At 58.4% G+C, this 22340-nt stretch carries 20 protein-coding genes; 2 read left to right on the top strand and 18 right to left on the bottom strand.

Going from position 1 to position 22340, the window contains the following annotated elements:
- Positions 1-14 precede the first annotated feature (14 nt).
- From ftsA to G449_RS0110760, 14 genes are all read right to left on the bottom strand, one after another.
- The gene (gene ftsA / locus G449_RS0110825; RefSeq protein WP_022659333.1) at positions 15-1250 is read right to left on the bottom strand and encodes a cell division protein FtsA; all 1236 of its coding nucleotides are present in this window, start codon (positions 1248-1250) and stop codon (positions 15-17) included.
- A 69-nt stretch (positions 1251-1319) separates the two neighbouring features.
- Positions 1320-2204: a cell division protein FtsQ/DivIB gene (locus tag G449_RS0110820; protein WP_022659332.1), complete on the bottom strand. Its 885-nt coding sequence runs from the start codon at positions 2202-2204 to the stop codon at positions 1320-1322.
- On the bottom strand, positions 2189-3079 hold the full coding sequence (gene murB, locus G449_RS0110815) for a UDP-N-acetylmuramate dehydrogenase (RefSeq protein ID WP_022659331.1): 891 nt from the start codon (positions 3077-3079) through the stop codon (positions 2189-2191). Before murB ends, G449_RS0110820 begins: the two co-directional genes overlap by 16 nt.
- Positions 3072-4445 (bottom strand): UDP-N-acetylmuramate--L-alanine ligase, encoded by a 1374-nt coding sequence (gene murC, locus G449_RS0110810; protein WP_022659330.1) that lies wholly within the window; start codon positions 4443-4445, stop codon positions 3072-3074. Before murC ends, murB begins: the two co-directional genes overlap by 8 nt.
- A 75-nt stretch (positions 4446-4520) precedes the next feature.
- Positions 4521-5585: an undecaprenyldiphospho-muramoylpentapeptide beta-N-acetylglucosaminyltransferase gene (gene murG, locus G449_RS0110805; protein ID WP_022659329.1), complete on the bottom strand. Its 1065-nt coding sequence runs from the start codon at positions 5583-5585 to the stop codon at positions 4521-4523.
- Positions 5567-6745 (bottom strand): putative lipid II flippase FtsW, encoded by a 1179-nt coding sequence (gene ftsW / locus G449_RS0110800; protein WP_022659328.1) that lies wholly within the window; start codon positions 6743-6745, stop codon positions 5567-5569. The genes murG and ftsW overlap by 19 nt, the downstream gene beginning before the upstream one ends.
- Positions 6742-8046: a UDP-N-acetylmuramoyl-L-alanine--D-glutamate ligase gene (gene murD, locus G449_RS0110795; protein ID WP_022659327.1), complete on the bottom strand. Its 1305-nt coding sequence runs from the start codon at positions 8044-8046 to the stop codon at positions 6742-6744. The genes ftsW and murD overlap by 4 nt, the downstream gene beginning before the upstream one ends.
- Before the next feature lie 11 nt (positions 8047-8057).
- Complete coding sequence (gene mraY, locus G449_RS0110790; protein ID WP_022659326.1) at positions 8058-9134, bottom strand: phospho-N-acetylmuramoyl-pentapeptide-transferase; 1077 nt, start codon at positions 9132-9134, stop codon at positions 8058-8060.
- A gap of 152 nt (positions 9135-9286) precedes the next feature.
- The gene (locus G449_RS0110785; protein ID WP_022659325.1) at positions 9287-10735 is read right to left on the bottom strand and encodes a UDP-N-acetylmuramoyl-tripeptide--D-alanyl-D-alanine ligase; all 1449 of its coding nucleotides are present in this window, start codon (positions 10733-10735) and stop codon (positions 9287-9289) included.
- Positions 10726-12180 (bottom strand): UDP-N-acetylmuramoyl-L-alanyl-D-glutamate--2,6-diaminopimelate ligase, encoded by a 1455-nt coding sequence (locus G449_RS0110780; RefSeq protein WP_022659324.1) that lies wholly within the window; start codon positions 12178-12180, stop codon positions 10726-10728. Before G449_RS0110780 ends, G449_RS0110785 begins: the two co-directional genes overlap by 10 nt.
- A 115-nt stretch (positions 12181-12295) precedes the next feature.
- A complete protein-coding gene (locus tag G449_RS0110775; RefSeq protein WP_022659323.1) occupies positions 12296-14437 on the bottom strand; it encodes a penicillin-binding transpeptidase domain-containing protein in 2142 nt (713 codons plus the stop codon).
- A 91-nt stretch (positions 14438-14528) separates the two neighbouring features.
- Positions 14529-14834, bottom strand: coding sequence for a hypothetical protein (locus tag G449_RS0110770; RefSeq protein WP_022659322.1), 306 nt, complete (start codon positions 14832-14834; stop codon positions 14529-14531).
- Complete coding sequence (rsmH, locus tag G449_RS0110765; protein WP_022659321.1) at positions 14831-15814, bottom strand: 16S rRNA (cytosine(1402)-N(4))-methyltransferase RsmH; 984 nt, start codon at positions 15812-15814, stop codon at positions 14831-14833. The genes G449_RS0110770 and rsmH overlap by 4 nt, the downstream gene beginning before the upstream one ends.
- A gap of 8 nt (positions 15815-15822) precedes the next feature.
- Entirely contained in the window at positions 15823-16269 is a 447-nt protein-coding gene (locus tag G449_RS0110760; RefSeq protein ID WP_027180920.1) for a division/cell wall cluster transcriptional repressor MraZ, read from the bottom strand.
- Positions 16270-16653: 384 nt separating this feature from the next.
- Between G449_RS0110760 and pyk the strand changes: the two genes are divergently transcribed.
- Positions 16654-18072 (top strand): pyruvate kinase, encoded by a 1419-nt coding sequence (gene pyk, locus G449_RS0110755; protein ID WP_022659319.1) that lies wholly within the window; start codon positions 16654-16656, stop codon positions 18070-18072.
- 3 nt (positions 18073-18075) lie between these two features.
- A complete protein-coding gene (locus G449_RS0110750) occupies positions 18076-19125 on the top strand; it encodes an HD-GYP domain-containing protein (protein WP_022659318.1) in 1050 nt (349 codons plus the stop codon).
- A gap of 197 nt (positions 19126-19322) precedes the next feature.
- On the opposite strand, the gene G449_RS0110745 is transcribed toward G449_RS0110750, so the two are convergent.
- The 4 genes from G449_RS0110745 to carA all read right to left on the bottom strand — a co-directional run bounded on the left by G449_RS0110745 (position 19323) and on the right by carA (position 22337).
- Positions 19323-20138, bottom strand: a complete 816-nt coding sequence (locus G449_RS0110745; RefSeq protein ID WP_022659317.1) for a 4Fe-4S binding protein — start codon at positions 20136-20138, stop codon at positions 19323-19325.
- A gap of 105 nt (positions 20139-20243) precedes the next feature.
- On the bottom strand, positions 20244-20483 hold the full coding sequence (locus G449_RS0110740; protein ID WP_022659316.1) for a glycine zipper domain-containing protein: 240 nt from the start codon (positions 20481-20483) through the stop codon (positions 20244-20246).
- 39 nt (positions 20484-20522) lie between these two features.
- Complete coding sequence (locus G449_RS0110735; protein ID WP_022659315.1) at positions 20523-20957, bottom strand: hypothetical protein; 435 nt, start codon at positions 20955-20957, stop codon at positions 20523-20525.
- Between the two features lie 249 nt (positions 20958-21206).
- On the bottom strand, positions 21207-22337 hold the full coding sequence (gene carA, locus G449_RS0110730; RefSeq protein ID WP_022659314.1) for a glutamine-hydrolyzing carbamoyl-phosphate synthase small subunit: 1131 nt from the start codon (positions 22335-22337) through the stop codon (positions 21207-21209).
- Positions 22338-22340: the final 3 nt, after the last annotated feature.

Raw genomic sequence — 22340 nt, 5'->3', positions numbered from 1 at the left:
CCCGCTTGAGGTTGTTATGAAATGTCCGCAAACCACTTTTTCATTCGCGAAAGCACACCGTCAAAAACGCCGCTTTCACTACGTGTGGTAAATTTTTTCTGACCGGAAAGTTCCTTTTCCGCGCCGTAACGCAACAGTCCGACCGCTGTGGAAAACTTGGGGCTGTTGACCACGTCTTTCAGGCCCCCGATGTTGCGCGGGTAGCCAATGCGCGTGGGCAGATTGAAAATCTGTTCGCCCAGTTCCTGGCAGCCTTCAATCAGCGCAGTGCCGCCCGTGAGCACCACACCTGCGCCGATCATGTCCTTGTAGCCGGAGCGCACGAGGGTCTGATCCACAAGGTAAAGAATTTCTTCCATGCGGGGTTCACATATCTCGGCCAGCACCTGACGCGAAAGCCTGCGCGGCTCGCGGCCCCCCACACTGGGAACTTCAATAAATTCGTCGTTGCGCACAAGGTCGGCAAGAGCGCAACCATACTTGAGCTTGATTTTTTCGGCAGAGGCTATGGGAGTACGCAGACCAAAGGCAATGTCGTTGGAAAGGTTCTGCCCGCCGAGCGCCAGAACAGCCGTATGCTTGATGGCATCGTTGGCAAAAACGGCGATATCGGTTGTGCCGCCGCCCAGATCAACCAGAGCAACGCCGATTTCGCGTTCTTCTTCGGTCAGCACGGCCTTGGCCGATGCCAGCGACTCAAGGGCAATATCGGCAACTTCAAGCTGACTGCGGTGGCATGAACGCACAATGTTCTGGGCTGAAGAAACTGCGCCGGTAACAATGTGCACCTTCACTTCAAGGCGTACGCCAGCCATGCCGAGCGGGTCGGCAATGCCGCGCTGGTTATCAACAATGTATTCCTGAGGCAGAATATGGATGACCTCGCGGTCGGCAGGGATTGCCACAGCCCTGGCTGCGTCAAGTGCGCGCTCAATATCGCGCTGCGCAACCTCGCCGCCCTTGACGGCAATGACGCCGTGGCTGTTGATGCCCATGATGTGGCTGCCCGCAATCCCCACGTATACCGAGTGGATCTCGCAGCCCGCCATAAGTTCCGCATCTTCCACGGCCTTGCGGATGGACTGGACGGTCTGTTCAATGTTGACCACCACGCCCTTGCGCAAACCAGTGGAAACACTGGTGCCGATGCCCACCACATCTACAAGACCCGACTCCGACAGCTCGCCCACCACAGCGCATATCTTTGTGGTGCCGATGTCGAGGCCAACGATGAGCTCGGACTTATTCATGCCATTCTCCTCAAAACTCCTGTCTCCGGGTCGCAACGGCATGCCACTCTGGCGCATGCCGCAAGTTTCTTACGCTGGCTGGTTAAGTAAAACCCAAACATTGCCGTTAACAGATCGAATCTCGCGTACATTGCGCAGTTCGTGTCTGCGGGCCAGATCGCCCAGGGTCAGACTTAACCGGGAAAGATTGCCCTCCCAATCGTCAGTAGCGATGGAAAGCCGCATCTCCCTGTCTTCAAGATAAATTTCAATGCCCTTGCCGGGGCTCACGCTGACGGACGAAACCGCCCCCGCTTCTATGGGCAGCAAACCGCTTTGCATGCCCTTCATCAGGCGCGTCAGGTACGGCAGGGCGTCTTCTGCCCCCTGGTCAACACGCAAGGTGGGCAGCGAGAGAAAATTTTTGCTCTCGACCGGCGCTATAATTTCGCCAAGTTCGTTGGCGTAATACAGCACCCCGTCCTTATGCACCCAAAAAGAAGGCAACCGCTCTTTCAGCCGTATCACAAACCTGTCTGGCAGAAGGCGCTTAACAGAAACTTCTTCAACCCAGGGCGTCTTGCGCAGGTTTCTTTCAACCTTGGCAATGCTGACTGCAAGACTGTTGTCGCCCTCGCGTATGCCGCCGTATTGCAGCACCATGTCGTGCGAGAGACGCACATTGCCGGTCACGTCAACATGACGGGTGGTAAAAAAATCGCTGGTTATGGCCTTGTTGTAGAGCCAGAGCGATGAATAGCACACACCCGCAAGAATCAGCCCCAGGCAGGCCAGCAGCACAGTCAGCGCGGCAAGGCTTTTCAGTCCGCTGAAGCCCCTGAGATTCTTGAAAATCCCCGCGAAAACCCCGCCCGCACGTACTTTTGATCCGCCGCCGCTTTTTTTGACTGGGGCAGATGCTCGTGTGTAGGAGTTACGGGCTTTGCGTCCGTTTTTTCTCAGGGCAAGGGGCATGGCACTATCCTGACCTCCGGCTCAAGCTCAATGCCAAACCGTTGCCGCACAGCTTGCCGGGCCTCTTGCAACAGGGCCAAGGCCGCTGTGGCGCTGCCCCTGCCTTCATTAATCAAAAAATTTGCATGCAGGGTTGAAAAAGCCATTCCCCCAAGCTGCCTGCCCTTGAAACCGGCCTCGTCAAGAAGCCTCCCGGCAGACATTTCCGGCGTGGGATTTTTGAATACGCACCCCGCGCTCCAGGCCGTCACAGGTTGTTTAGACTTTTTCTTAAAAAAGTTGTGACGCATGCAATTACAGATGCCATCCCTTTCAGCAACGGTCAAGCCAAATATGGCTTCCAAGACGATAAAATCATTCTTTTTCCCGTTAATGCTGAGAGTACGATAGCCGTATTGCAGTGCATTTCCGTTGATGCGCTCAATGGTGTTATCAGCAAACACCTGGATGTTATAAATATTTTTGCATGTTTCCGCACCATGGGAGCCTGCATTCATGGCAACAGCCCCGCCCACGCTGCCGGGTATTCCCACCAGCCCCTCAAGGCCGGAAAGCCCGTTTACAGCGCAAAAACGCAGCAACCGCGCCATAGGAACGCCCGCTCTCGCACGAACCAGAACCTTGCCCTCGTGCTCGCCCACAATAACCGGGCCGTCATTGAAAAACGGGCGGATCAGAACCAGCGGCAATTCGCCGTCCTGCGCAAGAATATTGCTGCCCGCGCCCAGTACCAGAGGTGTGCCGCCAAGGGCCTTGAGCCTATCGGGCAACAGATAAAGGTCTTCACTCCGCTCGAGTATTATTTCCGCAATGGCGGTCCCCCCCACCCTCAGCGTGGTGCGGGGGGCAAGAAAAGGAGCGGGCATTTCACGCATGGTCTTGTCCCTCCAGCCACGCTGGGCCAAGGCGGGTGATGCTGCCAGCGCCAAGGGTCAACAGTACATCGCCCTCGCGCAGCACATTGGGCAGGGCTGCGGCAAGGTCATTGAGGGTCTGGTAGTATTCCACCGGCGTGATGGAGACCTGACGGATGCCCTGAGCGAGACTCTGGCCCGAAACGCCGGGGATGGGTTTTTCAGACGCGGCGTAAATTTCGGTGAGCAGCAGTTGATCCACATTGTCAAACACCTTGCAGAATTCGCCAAAATGGGCCTGCGTGCGGCTAAATCGGTGCGGCTGAAAAGCCGCTACAATGCGCCGACCGGGAAAGACCTGCCGCGCCGTTGCAAGAGTTGCCGCAATTTCCGCCGGGTGATGACCGTAGTCGTCAACCACCGTCACACCGCCCTTCTCGCCTTTGAATTCAAAGCGCCGCCCCACGCCGCCAAAACCATTCAGGCCCTCGGCGCATTTATCAAAGCTGATGTCCACTTCCATAGCAGCGCCAATGGCGGCCAGAGCGTTGAGCATATTGTGGCGGCCCGGCTGCGGCAGACTAACCTGCCCAAGCCTGACGCCATTGCGCCACACTTCAAAGTTGTTGCGCACGCCGCATTCAAGCGGCACGGCCCGCAGCACGTTGTCCTCCGCAAAGCCGTAGGTAAGCACAGGGCGCTTCACACGGGCAAGCAGTGCGCGCACGCCGGGGTCGTCGCCGCAGACAATGTTCAGGCCGTAAAAGGGCACGTTGTTCATAAACTGCACAAAGGCGTCATCAATGCCCTGACGGGTTTTGTAGTGATCCAGGTGGTCTTCGTCCACGTTGGTCACAACATTGATGATGGGCAGAAGGCACAGAAAGGAGCCGTCAGACTCGTCGGCTTCGGCTATCAGATATTCTCCGTGCCCAAGATGCGCGTTGGTGCCATAAGCGTTGAGCCTGCCGCCAATAATGACTGTAGGATCAAGCTCCGCAGTATCAAAGATAGATGCAGTAAGTGATGTTGTAGTGGTCTTGCCATGCGTACCGGCAATGGCGATGCCCTGCCGCAAACGCATCAGCTCGGCCAGCATTTCGGCACGGGGAATAATGGCAATATTGCGGCGGCGGGCTTCAACAAGCTCTGGATTTTCATCGCTGATGGCGGTGGACTTCACCAGTACCTGAACATCCCCCACGTTTTCCGCTGCATGGCCCACGGCAACGAGTGCGCCAAGGTCGCGCAGATGGCGCACAACGGCAGAATCACTCATGTCAGAGCCGGAAACTTCGTAGCCCTGATTGAGAAGAACCTCGGCAATGCCGCTCATACCCGCGCCGCCAATGCCCACCATATGAATACGCCGAATCTTGCTGTTCATGCTCTACCTTTAAAGAAAGTCTAGATAATTTGAAGGGTTGAATTCACCCTTGGATATTGGATACTGAAGCCCTGTTTATGCTGTCTGTTCCAGAACGGCGACCACGCGCGCTGCCGCGTCAGGCCGGGCAGCGGCAAGCGCGGCTGCGGTCATGGGTTCGCGTTCGCCAGGCATGGTCAAGAGCCGCAGCAGAATGTCAGACATATGCTGCACGGCCATGCGTCCTTCAGGCACCAGCACGGCAGCGCCGCTGCGTGTCAGCACTTCGGCGTTGCGGGTCTGGTGATCGTGAATGGCATAGGGAAAAGGCACAAGAACCGAGGGCAGGCCTGCGGCGCAAAGCTCCGCCACAGTGCTGGCCCCGGCGCGGCACAGGGCCACGTCGGCCCAGGCATAGGCCCCGGCCATGTCGTCAATAAAGGCGGAAACGCATTCGGGTGCATAATCCGCCGCCACATAGGCCGCGCGCACACTGCCCTCGTCGGTTATGCCGGTCTGGTGGCGAATCTCCACCCCGGCGCCGCGAAATTCCGCCAGATTTTCAAGCATAAAGGCATTGAGCGCATGCGCGCCCTGCGAACCGCCCATGACCAGCAGACGGCGCGTCTGCCGGTGGCGATCCACCTGCCCCACCGCGCTTACGGCCGCCCGCACAGGGTTGCCCGTAAATACGCATTTTTTCATGTCAAAGCCGCTGGTGTTGGGCAGAGAAATGCACACGCGCCGCGCAAGCCGCGCCAGAAAACGGTTACTGGCCCCGGCTATGGCGTTCTGCTCGTGCAGCACTCCGGGCACGCCAAGAATACGGGCGGCCAGCATGGGCGCAAATGCAGCATACCCGCCGAAGCCAGCCACAACATCGGGCTTGAAACGGTGCAGAATGCCCACGGCCTTACCCACGGCAAGAGCCATCTGCGCACCAGCGCCCACAGCCTTGAAACCGCGCCCCAAAAGGCCGCGCACAGGCAACCCCTCAAAGGGAATGCCCGCCTGACGCATCAGCCGTTCTTCCGGCCCATAGAGCGAACCCACAAACAGCAAGCTGGCATTGGGATTGCGACGCCGCAATTCCTCTGCCACAGCCAATGCCGGAAAGATATGCCCGCCAGTGCCGCCGGTCGTCAGGATGATGTTGTCCATGTGTCCGCCGTTCTTGAAAAATTCATAAGCAGGCCCACGCACAGCATGGTGGCCAAAAGGTTACTGCCGCCGTAACTCATGAGGGGCATGGGCACGCCTTTGGGCGGTGCAACCCCCATGACCACGGCCAGATTCATGACCGAACCCATTGCAAGAATGGTGGTAATGCCGAATGCGGTAAAACGGTCGCGCAGATTGCGCTGGCCCATGATGATTTTGTAGCAGCGCCAGAAAAGCAGGGCAAACAGAATCATCACTGCGCTTACACCCACAAACCCCATTTCTTCGGCAAGCACGGCCATGATAAAGTCGTTGTGCGCTTCAGGCAGATAAAACATCTTCTGCTTGCTTGCGCCAACGCCTACGCCAAAGAAGCTGCCCGAACCAATGGCAAGCAGCGACTGCACAAGCTGGTAGCCCGTGTTGTGCGCATCCTGAAAAGGATCAAGAAAGGCCAGCAGGCGGCGTAGACGATAGGGCGAAGAAATCGCCAGCGCCATAGCGCCGCCGCATGCAAGCGCCACCGAAAAAAACAGATAGACAAAGCGGGTGCCGCCCGCCACGCACATGAAAAACAAAATACTTGCCAGAACAACGGCGCTGCCGAAGTCCGGCTGCAAAAGCAGCAAAAAGCAGAACAGCCCCGTAACGGCAAAGGGAGGTATGACGCCCCGGCTGAACGTCTTGATAAGTTCCTGTTTGGAACTCATAAAGTACGCCAGGTACAGCGCCAGCGCAATTTTGACGAACTCCATGGGCTGAATGGAGATAAAACCCAGCGGGATCCAGCGTTTTGCACCGTTGATGGCAGGGGTAAGGGGCGAGAGCGTCACCAGCAGCAGGAGCAGCGCAAGAAAGAGCGCCGGATACTGCATGCGGTACAGCCAGTGCCTTGGCAGGAGGGCCGCGCTCCACAGCGCAACGCCGCCGCAAAGGGCAAAGATGACCTGACGCTTGAAGAAAAAGTATTTGTCGCCGTTGACCTGCTCCGCCACGATACCACTGGCCGAAAGCACCATCACAAGACCAATGGAAAGGATAATCAGCATGATGGTGAAAAGCCACCAGTCAAAGGGCGCAAACGGCCCTTCTTCCGTGGCCCTCGCCATGGCGCTGTTTACCTTGGGCGCTTTGTCCTTACCGCTGAAGATATTCTTCATGACAGCTTACCTACAATCTGTTTGAAGTCTTCACCGCGCTGTTCATAATTTTTGTACAGGTCATAGCTGGAGGTGGCGGGCGCAAGCAGCACCACATCGCCGCTTCTGGCATTTGCCGAGGCAAACCGCACTGCCGGATCCATTGTTTCGTGCCAGCTTATGGGCACAATCCCCTGCCAGGCTTTTTCAAAATGTTCGCGGCTGGCCCCAAAAAGCACAACTTCCTGCACCTTGGCGCGCAACAGGTCGGCAAGCCCGGCCAGATCGCCGCCCTTGAACTTGCCGCCGCAGAGCAGCCGCACAGGGCGGTCAAAGGCCTCCAGCGCCACCTGAAGGGCGGAAACCGTGGTGCACTTGGAATCATTGACGTACAACACGCCGCCAAGCTCACGTACACGCTCAAGGCGGTGCGGCAAGGGCTGAAAACGCTCGACGGCCCTGGTGGCGCTGGCTTCCGTCACACCAAAAAGGCGGCAGGCCTGCCACGCGGCTTCTTCATTAATACGGTTGTGTGCGCCCATGAGGCAGCTTGTGGGAAAGCGGTCAGTGGCTTTTACAAAAACCTTGCGGGCCTTGAGGCGGTGAGCGTCAGCCAGCGCTTGCAGGTCTTCGCCCAGCACGGCCAGATCGCCTTCGTCCTGACAGCGGAACAACCGGAACTTGGCCTCGGTGTATTCCGCCATGTCCTTGTGGTAATCAAGATGGTTGGGCGTGATGTTGAGCAGAATACCCGCGCGCGGACAAAAAGTGGTGCAGGCCTGCAACTGGAAGCTGGAAATCTCGAGCACAAGCACATCGGCCTTTTTGCCGCCGAGAACGTATTCCGAAAGCGGCGTCCCGATGTTGCCGCCCAAAAACACGGCATAGCCCTGCTCGTGGAGCATGGCGGCAGCCAGAGAGGCCGTGGTGGTTTTGCCGCTGGTGCCGGTTATGGCCAGCACTGGCTCGTCATCAAGGTAACGCCAGGCCAGTTCCATTTCGGCCAGGATTTCAGAAACCTGCGTGTCCACCAGCCCTGCGAGTCTGGCTACAGGCATGCCGGGGCTGGGCACCACAAAGGCCGCGCCTGCAAACTGCGCGGCGGAATGCTCGCCAAGCTGCACGTCAATGCCAAGGGCCGCAAGTTCAGCGACAAGCACTTCCCTTCCGGCCAATGCCTTGAGGTTGCTGTCCAGTAGCCGAACCCTCGCCCCGGCGCGCCGCAGCAGTCTGGCGGCGGCAAGGCCGGAACGGCCCGCGCCCACAACAACTGCCAGTTCACCGGGTTCGATACGTCTGCCGCGATTTTTCTCCAGTGCCATATCCCCTCTCCTCAGCGCAGCTTCAGAACAGAAAGCGCCACAAGGCCCAACAGGATGGAAGTTATCCAGAACCGGATGATGATCTTGGATTCAGGCACGCCCTTGAGCTCAAAATGATGGTGCAAGGGAGCCATGCGGAAAATACGTTTGCCGCCAGTCCAGCGGAAGTAGCCGACCTGTAGAATGACCGAAAGTGTTTCGGCCACAAAAAGGCCGCCCACCACTGAAAGCACAAGTTCCTGCTTGCACAGCAGGGCCAGATAGCCCAGCACGCCGCCGAGCGAAAGCGAACCCACATCGCCCATGAATACCTGGGCCGGATAGGCGTTGAACCACAAAAAGCCAAGACCAGCGCCCACAAGCGCCGCGCAAAACACTGTGACCTCGCCCACGCCGGGCATGTAGGGCAGCAGCAGGTATCCGGCAAAGCGGGCGTTGCCCGTGATATAGATGAAGATGGAAAAAACGAGGCAAGCCACAATGGAAGGCCCGATGGCAAGACCGTCCAGTCCATCCGTCAGATTGACGGCGTTGGAAGAGGCCACCATGACAAACACGCCAAAGGGCAGATAAAACCAGCCCAGATCAAAGGTAACTTCTTTCAGAAAAGGAATGGTCAGCTTGCTGCTGTAATCGGGATTGATATAGAGCAGCACCATTGCCGCGCAGGCAACAGCCAGTTGCCCCGCCATCTTGGACCTGCCGGAAATCCCCTTGTTTTTGTGGTGACGCAACTTGGTTATGTCGTCCCAGAAGCCAACGGCCCCGAAGCCCGCAAAAACAAGAAAAGCCTGCAAGATATAGGGATTGGTCAGGTCAGACCACAAAATCAGGCTGATGCTGAGCGCAAACAGCATGAGCAGACCACCCATGGTGGGGGTGCCGGCCTTGCAGGCGTGGGCGGCAACGTCTTCGTGAATATACTGGCCGCATTTGAGGCTGCGGAGCCAGCCGATAAAACGGGGACCAATGAGAATAGAAAGCACAAGAGCAGTGATGAGCGCGGCCAACGAGCGGAAGCTGATGTACCGAAAAACGTTGAATACCGTCCATTCGGACGCAAGGGGGACAAAGAGATTATAGAACATGCAGCGTAATCCGTTCTTTTGGTCGTGTGCAGACCGTTATGCCCGTTCTTTAAAGCAGTTAAACCCTGAAACCTGGGCTTGAGCGTAATAATCCGCCAACGCCCGTTTCAAGTATGCAACGCTCCAGCAGGCTGCGTTTTTGATCTTGGCCCTCAGCCCCGCACGGCCTCCGGCTCTGTGAGAGTCTGGAGCAGGCATTCCAGCCTGTTGCCTCGTGATCCCTTGAACAAGGCCACGCCGCCGGTTTTGTTCTCAGCAAACGCAGTTTGCGTCAATTCGGCCCATGCAGCAGCAAAGGCCGCAGCGTCATACACCTCGTGCCACGGCCCTGTATAGCCCCCACAGGTCAGCCCGGCGCGGATATTTTCGCCGTGGCCGCCTTTCCAGAATATGGCCGCAGGTTTAAGTTCAGCCAGGTGTTTGCCAAGTGCCTCATGCTCTGCCGCTGCCTGCGGCCCAAGCTCGAGCATTTCGCCGAGCACAGGCACAAAAAGCCTGCCAGCGGCGCGCTCTGCCGCAGCATCAAGCATGCGGCGCATGGAAAGCGGATTGGCATTATAGGTATCGTCAATAAGCAGCCACTTGCCCACGCGCGCCTGGTTGAAGCGCTGCACGGGCAGCTCGCTCTGAGCCAGCCCCTGAGCAATTTCCGCAGTGCTCAAGCCCAGCAGATGGGCGGCGGCGGCAACGGCTATAACATTTTCTGCGCCGTACTCTCCCCTGAAAGGAGCGGTAACGTCGCAACGTGCGCCGTCAAGCCAGAGGTGGTACAGACCGCGCCTGTCGTCCGGCGCGTCAAAGCCCGTTGCGGCATTATCCCGGCCGTCGGCCTGGGCGGGCGCTGGCCCAGCGTAAGAAGCGCGGTAATCCACAGCCCTGCCTGCGGCGCTGAAAAAATGCAACTCTGCGCCGGTGGCTCTCGCCTCGCGCACAAGTTCGGGATAATCGGCGCACACAAGGCCTATGCCCTTGGGGGCAAGATTTGTGAGCAGGCGCGATTTGTGCCAGGCCACGCCCTTGCTGCCAAGACCCTCGGTATGCCCGGCGCCGACGTTAAGTATAAGGCCAATGTCGGGGCGCATGACGGACGACAGTTCTTCCATGTCGCCCTCGTGGCTGATGCCAGCCTCCATGACCCAAAAATCTTCATCGCCGTCAGTGGCGAGCATGGCGCGGGGCATGCCGATCTGATTGTTGTTGTTCAGGGCGTTCTTGGCGGTTTTGCCGCGCACGGAAAGCACCTGAGCCAGCACTTCCTTGAGCGTTGTCTTGCCCGCAGTGCCGGTAACGCCCACAACCCTGGCAGTTGTTTTGTCGCGCCACATGGCGGCTATGCTGCCAAGGGCCTTGACCGTATTTTCCACAACCAGCACTGGCACACCCGCATCGGGCAGCGCCCGTGAGGCCAGCACGGCAGAAGCCCCAAGCTCCACGGCGGCAGGCACATAGTCATGCCCGTCCACCCTGCTGCCGGGGATGCAGACAAAGAGAGCCCCGGGCGCGGCCTCACGGCTGTCCGTCACTGTGGCGGTCAGCGCAATGTCGCTCTCAAGGGCGCTCAGGCCCAGACGGGCCGCTATTTCATTGTAAGTCAGGCGCAATGAAGAAACTCCCTAACTACTTCCTGGTCGCTATAGTGGTGTTTGACACCCTGGATGATCTGATAATCCTCATGGCCTTTGCCTGCAATAAGCAATGCATCGTCCTTGCCGAGCATTTTCAGCGCCTTGATGGTAGCTGCACGGCGGTCAACCTCAACCACAACTTCGCGGGCGGATTTCAAACCAGGCAGAACATCCTGCAAAATGGCTTCCGGCTCTTCAAAACGCGGGTTGTCGGAGGTCAGCACTGCCACGTCAGACCAGCGGGCAACAGCCTCGCCCATGAGGGGGCGCTTGGTGCGGTCACGATTACCGCCGCAGCCAAATACAGTAACAACGCGTTTGAATCCAGCCCCCCGCAGGGCCTGCAAAACGTTTTCCAGCGCGTCTGGCGTGTGGGCATAGTCTACAAATACATTTAATCCTTGGGGATTTTCCACACGTTCAAGCCGCCCGCTCACGCCCGTAAAACTTTCAAGAGATTTGAAGGCATCAGGCTCTATGCCCATTTCAAGGGCAACAGCCTGCACGGCCAGCAGGTTGGAGGCGTTGAACGCGCCCACCAGAGGCGAGCGAAGTTCCCACTTGCTGCCCTCAAGGTGCATGCGCATATGGCAGCCGTCCGTTCCGGCAGAAAGCAGCTCACCCCAGAGGTGGCGCTTGTTCAGCGCGCCTTTCTGCAAACCAAAGGAAAGCGCCGTGGGGCACAATTCCAGCAGGCGGCGGCCCCAGGGATCATCAGCGTTGACAGCCATGGCCTTGTCGGGCCGGGGCAGCTCCAGGAACAGGCGGGCCTTGACCTGGAAGTAGCTTTCCATGTTCTTGTGATAATCCAGATGATCCTGCGTCAGATTGGTAAATGCTGCGCCGGAAAACGGAACGCCGCAGACGCGCTGCTGGTCAATGGCGTGGGAGGACACTTCCATCACCGCCACATCCACGCCCGCCTTGGCCATGGCGGCCAGCATGGCGTGCACGCTCAGGGCATCGGGCGTGGTGAGGGGGGCAGCTTCCGCATGACCGGGCCAGCGGTAGCTGACCGTGCCCATGACGCCAAGCTTGTGCCCGGCCTGCGCAAAGAGCTGTTCGAGCAGATAGGAGCATGTGGTCTTGCCGTTGGTGCCTGTAACGCCCACGATCTTGAGCGGCAGTTCGCTGGTGCGCCAGCGGGCCTCCGCCAGACGCCAGAGCGCCTCGCGCGGGTCGGAATGATGCACAACGCGGCAGCCGCCAGCAAGCGCTGCGGCTTCTTCCGCTCCGCCGGGGCGGCAAACGACAATGGAAGCCCCTGCGGCAACTGCGGCGGGAATAAAACGAGCCCCGTCTTCGTTAACGCCAGGCACGGCAACAAAGATATCGCCGGAATTGACCTGACGAGAATCGACGCGCACTTCAATACCGCCGCGTCTGCACTGTTCAAGAAGGGCTGTAAATTCCCGTTCCATATCAACCTCACTGCATAACCGGGGCAAATGCCCCAATTTAGTCCCGGCGGCGCGCGCAATTCAACCCGCAACCCCGCGCGTCATGCGTGCGCCAGCCGGAAGCAATCTGCCGTTTTTACCGTTCGGAAAGCCAGAGAATATATTCAATGTCCTTGCCTTCTTCAGGCCAGGCCACACCGGGTGCAGGGGTCTGCTTGACCACCCTGCTGCCGGATCCTTTGAGTTCAGGCACAACGCCCGCGCGGGCAAACAGTTCAACCGCATTGCGCACAGATTTGCCCATCACGTCCGGCACCCTGCTGCTGGCCTTTGCCAGATGCCCCGGCAAACGCATGCCTTCGGCCTGTTGCGGCGGGGCCAGCTTTCTGGCGTCGGTTGCATAGGGAACTTCCAGCGAGGCAAGCTTGAGACCGCGCTGACGGGTCTTGGTCGCCGGGCTTTCGCCAGTTGCTGCCTTTGTACCCGCTTCCGCCACCTTGGTTTCGTTAAACATGCCCGTATACGAGACCATGCGGGAAGCAACTTCCTTGAACACGGGCGCGGCAACAACACCGCCGTACTGGTTGCGCGAAGGTTCATCAACCATGACCATCACAAAATACTTGGGCTTGTCTGCCGGGAAAAAGCCGACGAACGAAGCAAGACGCTTGCTGCCGTAGGTGCCCGACCTGTGGTCGGCCTTCTGGGCCGTACCGGTCTTGCCGCCCACGTCAATGCCGTCCACACGGGCGCGCTTGCCTGTACCGTCATGTTCTTCAACAACATCGCGCATCATGTGCATGACTTCGCGCACGGCGGTTTCAGAATAAATGCGGGGGCGCACCTCATCCACAACCCCGTCTTCGCGCGTGAGGCGCAGGGGCTTGTACACGCCATTGTTAAGCAGGGTCAGGTAGCCCTGCGCCATCTGGAGGCCCGTCACCGAGATACTCTGGCCAAACGAGGTGGACATGATGTCCACTTCGCTCCAGTCACGCGGGGCGCGCAGGATGCCACGGCTTTCAGACACAGGTACGCCGGTGCGCTGTCCAAAGCCCAGCGCATGCATATATTTGTAGAAGGTGGGAGCGCCCATGGACAGGCCGATCTTGGCCATGCCAATGTTGGACGAATAACGCAGCACCTTGGCAGCGGGCAATATCCCCTGCCGCGAGGTGTCGCGGATGGTGAAGTTCTTGGTCACCCACTTGCCGCCTTCGCAGTCGATAAGGGTATTGGGCGTGACCTTGCGCTCCTGAATGGCGGCGGCCATCACAAAAGGCTTGAATGTGGAACCCGGTTCCAGGGCATCGGCAGCCAGCCTGTTGCGGTAAACGAGGGGCGAAAAATCCTTGTAGTTGTTGGGATTGAAGAAAGGATACTGCGCCCAGGCCATAATTTCGCCCGAGGCCACATCCACAACCAGCGCCCCGCCCCAGCGGGCATCATATTCCCGCACGGTACGCGCCACGGCTTCTTCAACAAAAAACTGGATCTGCATGTCGATGGTGAGGGTCAGATCCTGCCCCACCGGCTCGCTCTGCCCTTCTTCGTGCAGATAAAAGCGGCGGCCCATGGCGTCGCGCTGCACAATCTGGCGCGTGGGAATGCAGCCAAGGCGCGAATCGAGCGAGCGCTCGATGCCCTCAAGCCCCTTGTCGTCAAGGCCCACAAAGCCCAGAAGCTGCCCGGCCATATGCTTGAAGGGATAAACGCGGTCATATTCCTTACTCAGGCCTATGCCGGTAATGTTGGCCTTGCGCACGGCCTCGGCGGTATAGTCGTCCACCTTGCGCTTCAGCCAGACAAAACGGCGCTTGGTCTGCGCCAGGTCGTCATAAAGCTTCTGCGGCTCCATGCCCAGAATGGGGCCAAGGGTGTTGGCCATGGCCTGAAAATCGGTGATATCCTGCGGGCGCGCGTAAATGGATTTGGCTTCCACACTGCGGGCCAGCACCTGACCGTTACGGTCAAAGATCATGCCGCGACGTCCGGTGACCAGCTCCGTAGCCGTATGCTGCCGACGCGCGCGTTCTGCAAGGCGCGGCCCCTCCATCATCTGGAGATACCATGCGCGCCCCCACAGCCCGACCCACAGCAAGCAGAACATGCATACAACGATCTTGATGCGGGCGCGGCCCCAGTCCACATTGCCCATCCAGGCCGGAGAACTCGTGCCCTTGCCAGAAGAGACAAGGTTGCGGGTGGTCTGCGGCTTGGCGGCACGTGCAGGGCCAGCGCTGGACACATTGCGTTTGCGAGAACTGAGTTTGAACATGGCGTTTCCAAACTGGGCGTCGCCGTGATGACGCCGGGCTTTTTCCGGGCCTGAGCATTGACTGGTCAGGCATTGGAGCGTTCCGGAGTTTTTACTGTAGTTCCATACGTCGAATCTGGCCGGGCTTGGGTTCGCGCATACCGAACTCATCTGCCTTGCGCCGCAGTTCATAGGGAGAAAGCAGCCGTTCGCGCTCAACCTCAAGCTTGGCCCTCAGGGCGCGCCGTTCGCGAACAGTATTTTGCTGGATATTGATGAAATAGGTTGTGTCCATGCGCTCAATGTTGCTCCACACGAGCACAAGGCCCATGACCATGCAGCTCAAAAGCCCCAGAACCAGCGCCAGAAGCCATCCCCTGCCCCCATGTTGCTGGTTCATGGTTGTATTGCGCTTCATGATCCGGTCGCCTCGGCTATTTTTTCCACAGCGCGCAGCTTGGCGCTGCTGGAGCGAGGGTTGACGGCCAGCTCTTCGGGTGTGGCGGTCACGGGTTTTTTGAACAGAATGCGTACTTCGGGCTGATGATGGCACACGCATATCGGCACATGGCGCGGGCAGCGGCAGCCTTCTGCCCAATGGCGCATGGCCTGCTTGACCATGCGGTCTTCAAGCGAGTGAAACGTTATGATGGCAAGCCTGCCGCCAATGGGCATATATGCCAGAATGTTATCAAGAAAACGCCGCAATTCGCCCAGCTCGTCGTTGACGGCCATGCGCAAGGCCTGAAAGGTGCGCGTGGCCGGATGCCGCCGGGCCTTGGCCCGCCATGCGGCGGGATAGGCCTTTTCCACCAGGGCCGCCAGTTCTGCGGTGGTATCTATGCTTGCCTTCTGGCGCGATTCCACAATCACGCGGGCAATGCGCCCTGCCTGGGGTTCTTCGCCCAGCATGGCGATGCATTCCTTGAGCTTTGCAAAACTCTCGCGGTTGACCCAGTGCCAGGCCGATGGCTGGCCGGAATTCTGATCCATACGCATATCGAGCGGGCCATCGCCGTGAAAGCTGAAACCGCGTTCGGCTTCATCAAGCTGGAGCGAAGAAACGCCGATATCCAGCAGCGCCCCGTCCACCTTGTCCCAGCCCAGTTCTGCCAGCGCATCTGGAAAGTTGCTGTAATTGCAATGAAAAATGTGGGCGCGGCCGCCAAAAGGGGCCAGGCGCTGACGCGCAAGAGCCATGGCGTCTTCGTCCCGGTCAAGGCCGCACAGTTCTATGTCGCTGGCGGCGCCAAGCACTGCCGAGGCATGGCCGCCCATTCCCAGGGTGCCGTCAAGATAGCGGCCACCAGCCCGGGGCGAAAGAGCCTCCAGCGTTTCTGCCGGAAGCACCGGCACGTGCCGCACGGGTTCAGCAATGTTATCCAAAAGTTCCGTCATGGTGCGGCCTATAGACTGAGAGTTATGCCAAGCCCGGAAAGCTCGTCGGACACATCCTCAAGCTGGAGGGCGTTGAAGCGTTCCTGATCCCAGATTTCAAATTTATTCAGCATGCCCACGAGCATTGCATCCTTGTGCAAACCAGCCTCGCGCATCAGCACCTGCGGAATGCGCACCCGCCCCTGGGCGTCAGGTTCAAGTTCCTGGGCAAGGCCCATAACCTTTGTTTTGAAGTGCGAAAGCCTGGGCGAGGGCATGGGGATGCTGCCAAGCTGTTCTGTAACCATGTCCCAGTCGGCGGGCAGATAGGCCACCAGGCGTCCGTAAAAAGCAGTAAGCCAAAACGTCCCAGAGCCGCCGTCCGCGCAGAGTCCTTCGCGGTATTCCGGCGGCAGCATGAGGCGCCCCTTGGGGTCCAGGCTGCGGGAAAGGCTTTTTGTGAACAGTTTTTTCACTTTTTCCCACTTCTTACTACTTGTTACCACTTTTTCCCACTTATGCCCCATGCCCCACCCCGTGTCAAGTAATGCCGCAAAATTGGCTTTATCTGCGAATTATCTGGCGATAAGCCCTCCAGTTTCCGTCCATTTTTGCGGTGGTAAAAAGTGGCAATTTACCACGGCCCACCCCTCAGGGGGATGCGCGGCAAAAAATAGCGCCCACCATTGCCGCCAGAAGCAAAAAAACATCAGGCGGACAGCATGCGCGCGGTTTCAACGCTTTTGCGCTGAATGCCTTGACAATATGCGGGAAAACCAAGACTATTTGGATCAAGCCGGAACTGTAAATTTTGTACTTTTGCGCCCTTGCGCCACCGGTTTCAGCCATAAGGAACAGATATGAGAACGAAAATTGTCGCTACTATCGGTCCCGCTTCCAACAGCAAAGAAAAACTGCACGAACTGGCCGAGGCCGGAGTCAGTGTATTTCGACTCAATTTTTCGCATGGCGGCGCGGCGGACTTTGTTGCCATTATCCAGAGCATCCGTGAGGTGGAAGCCGCCATCGGGCGCCCCATCACCATCATGCAGGATCTTTCCGGCCCCAAAATCCGCCTTGGCGTGCTGCCCGAAACCAGCATAACCGTCACCAAGGGCATGGAGCTGCTGCTCGGCCCCAGTGACCGCCATGTGGACGATTTCCCCTATCTGCCCTTTGACCACGATGTGATCCTCGAAAGCCTCGAGTCCGGCGACCGCATGGTGCTGGCTGACGGCGGGCTTCAGTTCGTGGTTACGGAGTGCCGCGCGGACGGCCTTGTGCTGCTCAAGGCGGACAACTCGGGCATCGTCACCTCGCGCAAGGGTCTGGCCCTGCCCGGCAAGGCCACCAAGGTGCGCGCCCTGACGGAAAAAGACAAAAAAGACCTTGCGGACGGCCTCAAACTTGGCGTGGACGCAGTGGCAATCTCCTACGTGCAGACTGCTGACGATGTGCGCGAAGCCAAGGAGCTTATCGCCGCTGCCGGCAAAAGCCTGCCTGTGGTCGTCAAGCTTGAACGGCAGAGCGCCGTGGACAACCTTGCCGAGATTCTGCATGAGACAGACGTGGTCATGGTGGCGCGCGGCGACCTTGGCGTGGAATGCCCCCTGCCCCATCTGCCCGCCCTGCAAAAGCATATCATCAGCGCCTGCAACAAGGCCTCCAAGCCGGTTATTGTTGCCACGCAGATGCTGCTCTCCATGGTCAACAGCCCTGCCCCTACCCGCGCGGAAACCACAGACGTGGCCAATGCCGTGCTTGACGGTGCGGACTGCGTGATGCTTTCGGAAGAAACCGCCATGGGCAACTTCCCCGTTGAAACCGTGCGCTACATGCGCCGCATCACGGACGAAGCCGAACGCCTGCTGCTGCTCAACCGCAAGCTTGAAGAGCCGGACAGCGACAAGGGCATACCGGAATTTCTGGCCTACTCCGCCTGCCTGCTGGCAGACAAGGCTTCGGCCAAGGCCATTGTGTCGCACAGTCTTTCGGGCAGCTCGGCCCGGCAGGTCTCTGCCCGCCGCCCCCCGCAAAGCATCTATGCGCTTACGCCTGACCCGGTTTCCATCAAGGCGCTCAACTTTGTTTGGGGCGTGAGGCCTGTTTTTGTGGAAAATCCGCAGGAAGAACCAAGCCACCTTATCCGGGCCGAGAGCTTTATCCATGACAGCCCGGATTTTGAACCTGACGACTGCGCGGTTATTACTGCCGGTCAGGTCAAGGGGTCTTCCGCCACGCCCCGTGGCACAAACCTTGTCAAAATTTACTGGAAGTAGCTCATGGCCGCAGAGCAAAGGAAAGTTCTTGATGTTCCCATGAACATCAACGAGGAATATTATCAGATCAGCGGCGAAATCCTGTCGAGCTTTCCCAAGTTCCGGCCTCCGGTAGATCTGTTCAGGTTTCGCGAAGATATCGCTGTACTCGCTCCCTACTGCGTCAAGGGGAGCCGCCTGAGCAGCGAACAGGTGGACGAAGTGGCGCAGTTGTGCGCTGAGGGCGACCTTTTTGTTTCCCGCTCCGACCACCCCATTTACTCGCGCCACATTGTCAAGCAGCTTGACCTTGTGCTGCAGGACAACAACCTCAAGGAAGCGGAAATCGCAGATATCTGCATCCGCGCCCTGCTGATGCGTTGCAGCGACTTTTTTGAGCAGCCCGTCAAGGCGCTCTTTGAACCGCTGTACCGCGACGTTATGGTTGTTACTGAGTACCTGTGGAGCGACAAACACCACATCAACACATTCATGCGCCGCCTGTTTCGCAAAAACAATCTTGCACGGCATTCCATCAACAGCATGATTGTGGGCCTGTGGATATGGTTGCAGGGCTCTGGTGAATACCGCCGCAAAGACATGGATCGCATTGCAGTTGCCATGCTGCTGCACGATGTGGGCATGTGCAAGGTTCCCCCTTTCCTGCTCAGCAAGGCTGGCCCTCTGAAGCAGGAAGAAAGGGAAAAAATCATTCTCCATCCCATTGTGGGCGTTCGGTTGATGCAAAAGATGGAAGTATCTTTTGACGAACTGCTGCGCGCCTGCTTTGAGCACCACGAGCGGCTTGACGGTTCAGGCTACCCTCAGCACACCAAGGGCAACCAGACCACCAGGGTAGGACGCCTTGCAGCGGTGGCCGACTCTTTTGCCGCCATGATTTGCGACCGGCCTTTCAGAAAGGCCAAGGATGTTGTGCAGTCTGCCAAGGAACTGGCCAACGACCCGCGCTATGATCAGGAAATGGCCAACGCGCTGTTCGGAGGTTTTGCCGCAGGAACCATCGGGCAAATGGTCGACATGGACTCAGTGATGGATACGCCGCAGCCGGAATAGACAAATCCAGGCGCAGGCCAGCAAGAGAACAAGAAAAATTCATTCGGTCGCAAGTCCAATGCCCTAAGGGAGTTTGTCCTGCTGCCAGCAGATACATAAAAAGCCGGTTCAGAACGCATGGTTCTGAACCGGCTTTTTATGTGAGTCAGGCCCGCTTGCGCGGCGGCCAATTACCCTGCCCGGCTCGGCTGGCCTGCTTACATTTTGCCCGCTGCAGCAAAAAACACCTCTGGCTCACGCCGTTCACGGCAGTTGCTTTCAAGCATGGCAACAATTTTATCCACCTGCGGATTGTTAAAATACTTTGCCTGTTCCGGGCAGGTTTTTACGCAGGCGCAACAGCGCAAACAGCCGTGCGCCACTTGTGCCGCATTGTCGGCAGCAATCACGCGCACCGGGCACACGCTGGCGCACAAGCCGCACTGCGTACATGAATCAAAGGTTTGAGGCCGAATATCCGCCGCTGGCGGCAGTGCCTTGTAAGGCCGGTTGCCGGGCACAGCCACAGTTGCGCTTTTTCCACAGGAGATGACGCTGGCTGCGTTGCGGGCAAAATCCGCAATAGCGGCCATATCTTCCGCATCAGGCCTGCCTGCCCCGACCTTTGCCGTCATGCTGTGCTCTGCCACAAAGGCCCCTGCCGCAGGAACGGAAAAACCGTTGGCTACAAACAGATCAACCGCTTCAAGCAGGGCATCGTCATAGTGCCTGTTGCCATACACGGCAAGCAGAATTGCGCGTGCGCCATGCCGCCCTGCCAACCTTGCCAGCGGCTCCATCAGCACTTGTGGAATACGCCCGGCGTAGACCGGAAAGGCAAAAACCAGCACATCCTCCGGCCCAAGCGTGTGGGCTGCCGCCCGCCCTTCAGGAAACGTCCAGTCCCAGTCATCGCCGCGCGCCAGTGCCATATTCTGCGCCAATTCCTGCGCCAGAACACGGGCAGTCTCTTGCGCAATGTTGCGGCTGCTGCCAGTTGGGCTGAAAAAGACCGTGTGAAGGCTTGGGGTCATGACATCATCCTTTGTTCATGAAAAAGCGGGCCGTTGGTACAGCCCGCCTGAAGAGTTCATTTTCTTGCGGCGCTGGGCCGCAAAGGTAGTTAAGCAAACAGGCCCTTACCAGGCTTTCTTGCTCTGCTCGTGCCCGACTATGCCGCCAGCCAAGGCGCCCACGCCCGCGCCAGCCAGAGCGCCCCAGGCAGCGGATCCACCGGCAATGGCGGCAACGCCTGCGCCGCCAAGCGCGCCAAGGGCCGCGCCACTGGCAACACCCTGCTGGGTCTTGCTCATATTGGTGCAACCGATGCCGCTGACAAACATGGCGGCCAGCAACGTGATTATCAACAAGTTTTTCATATTTTCTCTCCTGAAGAAACCGCGTAGCGGATTTTGCTGTTACTTGGCGTTCAGGCGGGGTTCAATGATTTCGCGCCAGATCACGCTCATGACGGGGCGGTCAAGCTGCTGCGGATTTGCCGTATACCACGCGTCCACCATCTTGGCGACCTCTGCGCGGTTCACACCCTTGAAGGCCTTCATCCAGCCCTTTTCAAAGGGTGAAAGCGTGTACACCGGACGTTTGCCTTCCTTGGTCGCTTTTTCCGCGATTTTTCCGTTTACAAAATACTCAACGGTGATCGCTGTTTCCACACCGAAAAGAAAGGCGAGCTTTTCAGCTTCGGGAGTTTTTTGCCACGCGGCACCCGTAAACTGATCCACAGGGTTCGCCTTGGAATTTTCGGCCTCGGGCGTATTTTCGGCAGCGCGAACCGGAGCGAATGCCAGAACAAGTGCAAGGCTCAAGGCCAGACACAAAACCGACTTTTTCACGATATGCTCCTTGAGTTGAAGAACCCTCTGCAATGCCGCTTGCGCGGCAGCCAGCCGCGTGGCGGAATACACCAGCGGCAAGAATTATCGGGGCATGGCCCTTAGCTTGTCTTGCAGTTTACCCAAAACACCACCGAGATATCAAGTACGAAAAACCCGGCTGTCTTATGCAAACAGCCGGGTTTTCATTCGCGGGGGCGCACGGTGCGCCCTTGTATTTTATATGTCTTGCTGGCAGGGCAATCCGCCCTACGCTCCTGCGGCCTCGCCTATAAGCTGGCGGAAGCGGCCAAAGAGGTACTGCCCGTCGCGGGGGCCAGCCGCCGCTTCAGGGTGGTACTGCACGCTCATGACAGGCAGGGTCTTGTGGCGCAGGCCTTCAAGCGTGTTGTCGTTCAGGTTGATATGCGTGGCTTCCACATCGTTCACGCCGTCCAGCACCACATGGAAGCCGTGGTTCTGCGACGAAATCTCGATGCGTCCTGTGGTCAGATCCTTGACCGGGTGATTGCAGCCGTGGTGGCCGAACTTGAGCTTGTCGGTGGTGCCGCCAAGGGCGTGACCGATAAGCTGATGTCCAAGGCAGATGCCCGTGACAGGGAACGAACCCACAAGTTCGCGCACAAGAGCAATTTCCGCAGTCAGGGTCGCCGGGTCGCCGGGGCCGTTGGAAAGGAACACGCCCTTGGCTCCGCTGGCCTTGGCCTGCGCGGCGCTGAAGTTCGGCGGCACCGCCAGAGGCTCAAAACCGGCCTCGCACAGGCGGCGCAGGATATTCCACTTGATGCCATAATCATACACCAGCAGGGGCAGGCCCGTGCCGCGCCAGGCGTAGGCGCCATCGGCGCCGAGAGCGACCTTCTGCGGCTGGTTGTCAAACCATGCGTAGGGTTCCTGCGCTGCCACAAAGGGCACGAGGTTACGGCCCTTCATGGTGGGCTGGGCAAGCACTTTTTCCTTGAGGGCAGCGGGATTCAGCTCCCTGGTGGAAATCATGCCGCGCATAGCGCCGTTGATGCGCAGGTGGCGCGTCAGGGCGCGGGTATCCAGCCCTTCCATGCCAGGCGTATCGAACTTCTGCAAAAAGGCGGGCAATGCCATGACAGACTGCCAGTTGGAGGGCTGCTTGCAGCATTCCTTTACCAGAAAGGCGCTGCAATGTACGCTGGCCGATTCCATATCAGCCTCGGAAATGCCGTAGTTGCCCACCAGCGGATAGGTCATGCAGACCATCTGCCCATAGTAGGAGGGGTCGGTGAGCACTTCCTGATAGCCAGTCATGCCCGTGGTGAAAATCACTTCACCGCCGGTTTCAAAGTCTCCGGTAAAGGATTTGCCTTCCAACGTGAATCCGTCTTCCAGCACCAGCAATGCTTTCATAAC

Origin of the sequence: Desulfovibrio desulfuricans DSM 642, from assembly GCF_000420465.1 — a bacterium.
GTDB lineage: Bacteria > Desulfobacterota > Desulfovibrionia > Desulfovibrionales > Desulfovibrionaceae > Desulfovibrio > Desulfovibrio desulfuricans.
The sequence above is the reverse complement of the archived record's forward strand: the minus strand, read 5'-3'. Positions and strand labels throughout refer to the sequence as shown.